This is a genomic window from Fulvivirga sedimenti (assembly GCF_020328055.1).
In genome coordinates, this window is record NZ_JAIXNE010000013.1 from 1 (window position 1) to 7,500 (window position 7,500).

The following is a 7,500-nucleotide window of genomic DNA, read 5'->3' on the forward strand; positions in this document are numbered from 1 at the left end:
GCCGTGGTCCACCCATGCGCCGTGATCCACCCATACGCCGTGGTCCACCGATGCGCCGTGGTCCACCAATGCGTCGTGATCCACCCATGCGCCGTGGTCCACCCATGCGCCGTACCTACGGCACGGAAACCAATGCGCCGTACCTACGGCACGGATACCATACGCCGTGATCCACCCATGCGCCGTACCTATGGCACGGATATGAACGCACGGCGGTCCCGTAGGGATCGCGGGTTGGTAGCAAATGGTGAATCAAAATGTAACGGTCCCGTAGGGATCGCGGATGAAAAATCTGCAAATGACAAATAATTGCCGTTGTTTAAATTTTCTTGTGAATATGGCAAATACCTATACCCAACTCCATATTCATATTGTATTCGCAGTTAAATACCGCGATGCTCTGATAAATCCTTGTTGGGAAACTGATTTGTATAAATATATTACAGGTATTGTACAGAGCCAGGGACACAAGGTAATCCAAATCAATGGCATGCCCGATCATATCCATATCCTCATAGGTTTGAGACCTTGTCAGTCTTTAGCACATTTAATGATGTCTGTTAAAAGCAGGTCTGCTAACTGGATTAATTCGACAAAACAAGGAAAGCGCCGTTTTATATGGCAATCAGGTTATGGCGCCTTTTCTGTGTCACGCGGTGATCTCGGCCGGGTTGCAAATTATATCCGGAAACAGAAAATTCATCATCAGCGGATATCCTTTGATGATGAATTGATTAGTGCGCTTAAAGAAAACGAGATTGAATTCAATAGAAAATATCTGTTGGTATCTCCGATCGACAACCAGGCAAAGGTTGATTAAGCAACCTTCAGCTTGGAGTACTTCGACTTGCTGAATTTTTCCTCGGCATAGTCACGTGAAATTATCAGTTCTTTAACTGAATCATCGGAAGGCAATTCGAACATTGCATCGTTGATGATCGCTTCGCAAATTGACCGTAATCCACGTGCACCAAGCTTGTAATCCATTGCTTTTTCAACGATAAATTCCAACGCGTCCTTTTCGAACTCCAGGCTGATATTTTCGATGTCAAATAATTTCTTGTATTGCTTAACAAGGGCATTCTTCGGCTGGGTAAGAATTTTGCTTAACGCGTCTTCATCCAGCGGGTTCAAAAATGTAAGGACGGGTAAGCGTCCAATCAGTTCAGGGATAAGACCGAAACTCTTGAGGTCCTGGGCACTGATGTACCGCAACAGATTATCATTCTCTACGTCGAGCGTATCAAAACGATCTGTTGCAGAGGCAAAGCCGATCGGGCGTGTATTGATTCGTTTGGCAATATTTCTAGAAATACCATCAAAGGCACCTCCGCAAATGAAGAGGATATTTTCGGTATTCACCGATATCATTTTTTGATCCGGGTGCTTTCTGCCACCCTGGGGCGGCACATTCACGGTTGTTCCTTCGAGAAGCTTCAGCAACGCCTGCTGTACACCTTCGCCGCTTACATCCCGCGTGATGGACGGGTTGTCCGACTTTCGGGCGATCTTATCAAGCTCATCAATATAAACGATGCCGCGCTCTGCAGCTTCCACATCGTAATCGGCTGCCTGCAATAACCGGGTAAGAATACTTTCAACATCTTCCCCAACATAACCTGCCTCGGTAAGAACAGTTGCATCGGCAATACAGAATGGAACTTCAATGATCTTTGCCAATGTACGGGCCAGGTACGTTTTCCCCGTACCCGTTTCACCTACCATGATGATGTTTGATTTCTCGATGGTAATATCATCGGCATCCGGCTCCTGCATGAGTCGCTTGTAGTGATTGTAGACAGCTACGGACACAACCTTTTTTGCTTCATCCTGGCCAATAACAAATTCATCCAGGAATTTCTTCATATCCTTGGGCTTAACCAGGTTGAAAGATGGTTTGCTTTTTACGCTTCCTGAAGCTTTTTTCTCCTCCGTCAGGATCTGATTCGCCTGTGAAATACACTTGTCACATATGTGCGCATGTATTCCGGAGATCATCAGATCCACATCTTTCTTATTTCTACCGCAAAAAGAACAGGTTACTTCTGCCATTATTGTCTGTGTCTTTCTAGAACTTCATCGATCAGTCCGTATTCTTTGGCTTCCGTGGCTCTCATCCAGTAATCACGGTCTGAATCTTGTTCAATTTTATTATACTTCTGCCCGGTATGCTTTGCCAGGATTTCATACAGGTCTTTTCGCAACTCCTGCATTTGCTTCAGCGTGATTTCCATGTCCCGGCTCTGACCCTGCATTCCGCCACTGGGCTGATGGATCATGATTCGGGCATGGGGCAATGCAGCTCTTTTACCTTTTGCTCCGGAGCACATCAAAACCGCTGCCATTGAAGCAGCCATACCGGTGCAGATAGTCGCTACTTCAGGATTTACATACTGCATCGTGTCATATATACCCAAACCGTCATAAACGGAACCGCCCGGACTATTAATATACATGATAATATCTTTCTTCGGGTCGCTGGATTCCAGGAATAACAGCTGTGCAGTGATGATATTTGCAATTTGTGAATCAACACCCATTCCCAGGAATATGATTCTGTCTGAAATCAAACGTGTAAATACGTCGATCGCACGGAAATTTCCCGGACGTTCTTCAATTACGTATTGGGTCATATTCTCAACGTAATTCGAGTAGTCATCGAATACGCTTCCACTAATACCGCGACCCTGCACGGCAAATTTTCTAAATTCGTCTTTATTGAGCTCGTTCATCGTTTTTTCTAGGCTTTGACTATACTCAATGATAACAAGAAATTGGTTAAAAAATCTATAAAAGAGCAAAAAAGCCCCTTGCGGGGCCCTTCAGATTATTTACTTTCTTTTTCAACAATTTTCTTGAATTCGTCGAGACTTACACTCTTTTCCTTGATCGAAATCTTGTTCCTGACCAATTCCAGAATTTTGTTATCACGCAATTCACCATAGAGGCGCATGTAATTCTGCCCGTTTTCGGCTTTCAGGTAATTATCTGCGAATGCATCCATGTGCTCCATTAATTGTTCGGCTGCACCAGCACCTCCCAGTTGCTGAAGAATCATGGCTTTTGCCTGATTTACCACATCCTCATGTTCCACATTGATCTCGTTATCCTCGGCAATCTTGTTCTTGATAAGATCCCATTTCATTGATTCAACATAATCATCGAATTCGCGATCCACATCTTCCTGGGTAACTTTACCCTCATTACTGCGAAGGAGCCATTCCTTCAGAAAATTGCCAGGGATATCCATTTTCGTGTTCTTTACGAGTAAATCCCTGATCTCGCGATCCAGATAATATCCTGTTTCACGGTTATAATTTTCCTCTACGGTCGATTTAACCTTTTCAATGAACTCCTTTTCGGATTTAACCACATCCTTACCAAAAACCCCATCAAATAACTCCTGGTTCATTTCTGCAGGTTCAACGTGATTAATTTTGTCGAGCGAGAACTTGAAATTCCCTGCGAGTTCCTTTGCCTTGTCTTCTCCGATATTGAGGGCATGGGAAACGGCATGTGCGTCCTTGAAATCTTTCTTAATATCTAATTCCACAGTATCGCCCGGCTTGGAACCCAGCAGTTTCTTCTCACCACCCTTACTGAGATAATTGAATTTGATAATTCCTTCATTGGTCAGTTCGCCATCGGCTGAGGACAACGTACCCATGAAATCATCACCTTTTACCGGCTTCTCAGTATTGGTCTGCTTTCCAAACTGTTCCTTGATATTATCCAGGGTCTCATCGAGGGTCTTTTTATCCAGTTCGATCTTATATCTGGTTACCTTGGCTTTGTCGCTGATGTCGTATTTGAAATCGTCAACCATACCGATAGAGTAGTCAAATTCAAATTCCTTCTGGTTTTCCCAATCGACAGACTCCGCTTTTTTCAAATCGGGCAACGGATCACCAAGGAGGTTCAGCTTATTCTCCTTTACATAGTTATTCACAGATTCAGAAAGAATACGATTGATTTCCTCAACGAGAATGGACTTGCCATACATTTTACGGATCAGACCGGTAGGAACCTTCCCGGGGCGAAATCCTTTTATGGATGCCTTGCGGGCATACTCCCTTACTTTTTCTTCAACGTTCGGTTGATAATCATTTTCCTTTAGTGTAATTTTAATTAAAGCTTCTGTTGGGCTTTTTTTGTCTAAAGTGATGTCCAAAGCGATCTTGTTTTAAGTGGATAATACGTAAAAACCCCCAATCCAGACACAATCAATGATATACTAGTGATGGTCATGACAGGGGGTCCTTTAAATGTGCGGATGGAGGGACTCGAACCCCCATGCCGTAAGGCGCTAGATCCTAAGTCTAGTGCGTCTACCAATTTCGCCACATCCGCAAGAAAATTGGAGTGCAAATTTAGATATTATCTGAATTTGAACAAAGACTGTGGGAAATATTTTATTTTTATTAATCACCTTTGAATTACGTGGCAGAGAAAATAGACATAGAGGAGGAAAACAGGGAGATTGTACGGCGATACCGGCAATTGCTGAGGAGGGCGAAGCCTGTACTGAAGGAAGGTGATTCCAAAATCATCCGAAAGGCATTCAATACTGCGCTGGAAGCTCACAAGGGCGTTCGGCGGAAATCGGGCGAACCCTATATTTTTCACCCACTCAGTGTAGCACGCATCTGTATTGACGAGATTGGATTGGGTACAACTTCTATTGCGGCGGCACTTCTTCACGACGTAGTGGAAGACACGGAAACCACCGTTCAGGATATTGAACGTGATTTTGGTAAGAAAATCGCACGAATTATTGACGGGCTTACCAAGATCACGGGCGTTTTTGAACATGGAAGCTCGCAGCAGGCGGAAAATTTCCGGAAAATGTTGCTTACACTTTCCGAGGATGTGCGTGTAATTCTGGTAAAACTGGCGGATCGGCTGCACAACATGCGAACGCTCGACAGCATGCCCGAGCACAAACAATATAAAATTGCCAGTGAAACGATCTTCCTTTATGCCCCGTTGGCACACCGGCTTGGGTTATACGCCATTAAAACGGAACTGGAAGACCTTTATCTGCGCTACACAGATCGCGAAGCCTATGATGACATTGTTGAAAAAGTCGCCGACACCAAGGAGGCACGGGACCGTTTTATCAAAAGCTTCATCCGACCCATCCAGAAGGAACTTGCCCAGACGAAGCTTGATTATGTGATTAAGGGCCGACCAAAATCTGTTCACAGCATCTGGAATAAGATGAAAAAACAGAATATACCTTTTGAAGAGGTATACGATCTGTTTGCTGTTCGGATTATTATCGATACCGACGAGGAGAACGAAAAGGCTGCCTGCTGGAAGGTGTATTCCATCGTTACCGATTTTTACAAACCAAACCCCGACCGCCTGCGTGACTGGATTAGTACACCGAAGGCGAATGGCTATGAATCACTCCATACCACAGTTATGGCCAAGAACGGTCAGTGGGTGGAAGTTCAGATCCGGACCTCACGCATGGATGAGATTGCAGAGAAAGGTTATGCGGCTCACTGGAAGTACAAGGATAATCCACAAGGGCACAGCTCCGGACTTGAGCAATGGATCACCAAGGTTCGGGATATGCTGGAACAGAATGACAGCTCTGCACTGGAGTTCGTAGATGATTTCAGGGGTAACCTTTTTAATGAAGAGGTATTCGTATTTACTCCTAAGGGGGACTTGAGAACCCTGCCGAATGGTGCGACTGCCCTTGACTTTGCTTTTGACATTCATTCCGAAGTGGGGGCCAAATGTATCGGGGCCAAGGTTAATCAGCGCCTGGTTCCAATCACCTATAAATTAAAGAATGGCGACCAGATTGAAATTCTAACGTCCAATAAGCAAAAGGCGAATGAGGACTGGCTTCGTTTTGTGGTTACATCGAAAGCCCGATCAAAAATCAAGGATGAACTGAAGGAAGACCAGAAGTTCATCGCCGATCAGGGGCGTGAGACACTCATCAGAAAGTTGAAGCAGTTGAAAATGGATGCTAATACCGATACTTTCGACAGGCTTCGGGCATATTTCGACCTCAATAACCATTTTGAATTATTCCTGCGGGTTGGAAAGGGCATTATCGATCAGAAGGACATCAAGTCATTCAAGAATTTCAAGCCTTCCCAGACGATCAAGTCGAACAACCAGCAGCAAACCCGGAAGGCGATCAAGGATGCGAAAACATTTGAACTGGAGTTCAAGAAGGTCAAATCGGATGACATGCTCCTCATCGGAGAGGATATGGATGTGGTTGACTATAAACTTGCCAAGTGCTGCAATCCGATTCCCGGGGACAATGTCTTTGGATTTGTGACGGTAAATGAAGGAATCAAGATTCATCGGACTACCTGTCCGAATGCCCCTGAACTACTGGCGAACCATGCACATCGGGTAATTAAGGCCAAGTGGGCCTCGCAGCATGCAACTTCTTTCCTGGTGGGTCTTAAGATTATCGGCACCGACCGCGTGGGTCTCATCAATGATGTCTCCTCGATCATTTCCGAGGAACTCAAGGTGAATATGCGCTCAATGTCGATCGATACAGATTCAGGCATTTTCGAAGGTAATATCATGTTGTATGTAAATGATACCAGTCATCTCGACCTGCTTATTCAGAAATTAAATAATGTCGAAGGAGTCGTGAAGGTTTCACGTTTTGAATCGAACAACAAGCCCGATGATGATTCAAAGGTTGATAACAAATTTGAGCATCAGGAATAAGCGATTATTACAGGTGAGACAGAAGTACTATATTTGCAATCCGTCGACGAGAACCACTACAAAATGAGTCAGACAGCATACGAGGAAGTTAAAAAAATCTTTACTGCCTACCTTGAAAACAAGGGGCTGCGTAAAACACCGGAACGCTACGCGATCCTGGAAGAGATTTATTCCAGGGGCGGACATTTTGATGTGGAATCGCTGTACATCAGCATGAAGAATAAAAATTACCGGGTAAGTCGCGCAACGGTTTACAATACACTTGATCTGCTGGTGGAATGTGACCTGGTGAGTAAACACCAGTTTGGAAGGAACCTGGCTCAATACGAGAAGTCGTACGGTTACAAGCAGCATGACCACCTCATATGCACGGAGTGCCACAAGGTGGTTGAGTTTTGTGATCCAAGAATTCATCAGATTCAGACGATGGTCGGTGACCTGCTTAATTTTGACATTCTGCATCATTCACTGAATTTATATGGTGTATGCGGTGATTGCCGTATTCGCATTGAAACTGAAAAGCAAAATGAAGTTCAGTCATAATATTAAAGAGGGTATACTCACAATTACACTTGAAGGCGATTTGATCGGCGAGAACAGCGGGATAGATCTTATCGAACTGGTGAATGCACAGATACTGGACGGTCAGCGCTTATGTCTGATCGATATCAGCAAGTTGCGTTATATAAACAGTAGTGGAATCGGGGTATTGATTACAATACTTACTAAATTCAGGAATAAGGGAGGGGAGATTTGTCTGCTTGAGCCTTCCGAGAATGTGAA

Annotated in this window: 7 protein-coding genes and 1 tRNA gene (1 of these 8 only partly in view); 4 read left to right on the forward strand and 4 right to left on the reverse strand. The window is 44.5% G+C overall.

Annotated features, from left to right (window positions below):
• Positions 1-337 precede the first annotated feature (337 nt).
• Complete coding sequence (gene tnpA, locus LDX50_RS30600; protein ID WP_225700114.1) at positions 338-820, forward strand: IS200/IS605 family transposase; 483 nt, start codon at positions 338-340, stop codon at positions 818-820.
• On the opposite strand, the gene clpX is transcribed toward tnpA, so the two are convergent.
• From clpX to LDX50_RS30620, 4 genes are all read right to left on the reverse strand, one after another.
• Positions 817-2,052, reverse strand: a complete 1,236-nt coding sequence (gene clpX, locus LDX50_RS30605; protein ID WP_225700115.1) for an ATP-dependent Clp protease ATP-binding subunit ClpX — start codon at positions 2,050-2,052, stop codon at positions 817-819. The genes tnpA and clpX overlap by 4 nt on opposite strands.
• Positions 2,052-2,732 (reverse strand): ClpP family protease, encoded by a 681-nt coding sequence (locus LDX50_RS30610; RefSeq protein WP_275951762.1) that lies wholly within the window; start codon positions 2,730-2,732, stop codon positions 2,052-2,054. The genes clpX and LDX50_RS30610 overlap by 1 nt, the downstream gene beginning before the upstream one ends.
• 95 nt (positions 2,733-2,827) lie before the next feature.
• Positions 2,828-4,171, reverse strand: a complete 1,344-nt coding sequence (gene tig, locus LDX50_RS30615; protein ID WP_225700116.1) for a trigger factor — start codon at positions 4,169-4,171, stop codon at positions 2,828-2,830.
• 97 nt (positions 4,172-4,268) lie between these two features.
• Positions 4,269-4,350: transfer RNA gene (locus LDX50_RS30620), tRNA-Leu, on the reverse strand.
• 90 nt (positions 4,351-4,440) lie between these two features.
• Between LDX50_RS30620 and LDX50_RS30625 the strand changes: the two genes are divergently transcribed.
• From LDX50_RS30625 to LDX50_RS30635, 3 genes are all read left to right on the forward strand, one after another.
• Positions 4,441-6,717 (forward strand): RelA/SpoT family protein, encoded by a 2,277-nt coding sequence (locus tag LDX50_RS30625; protein WP_225700117.1) that lies wholly within the window; start codon positions 4,441-4,443, stop codon positions 6,715-6,717.
• A gap of 63 nt (positions 6,718-6,780) precedes the next feature.
• Entirely contained in the window at positions 6,781-7,260 is a 480-nt protein-coding gene (locus LDX50_RS30630) for a Fur family transcriptional regulator (RefSeq protein WP_225700118.1), read from the forward strand.
• Positions 7,244-7,500, forward strand: partial view of an STAS domain-containing protein gene (locus tag LDX50_RS30635; RefSeq protein WP_225700119.1) — the 5' portion only. It continues 91 nt past the right edge of the window; only the first 257 of its 348 coding nucleotides appear in the window; its start codon is at positions 7,244-7,246; its stop codon lies off the right edge, out of view. The genes LDX50_RS30630 and LDX50_RS30635 overlap by 17 nt, the downstream gene beginning before the upstream one ends.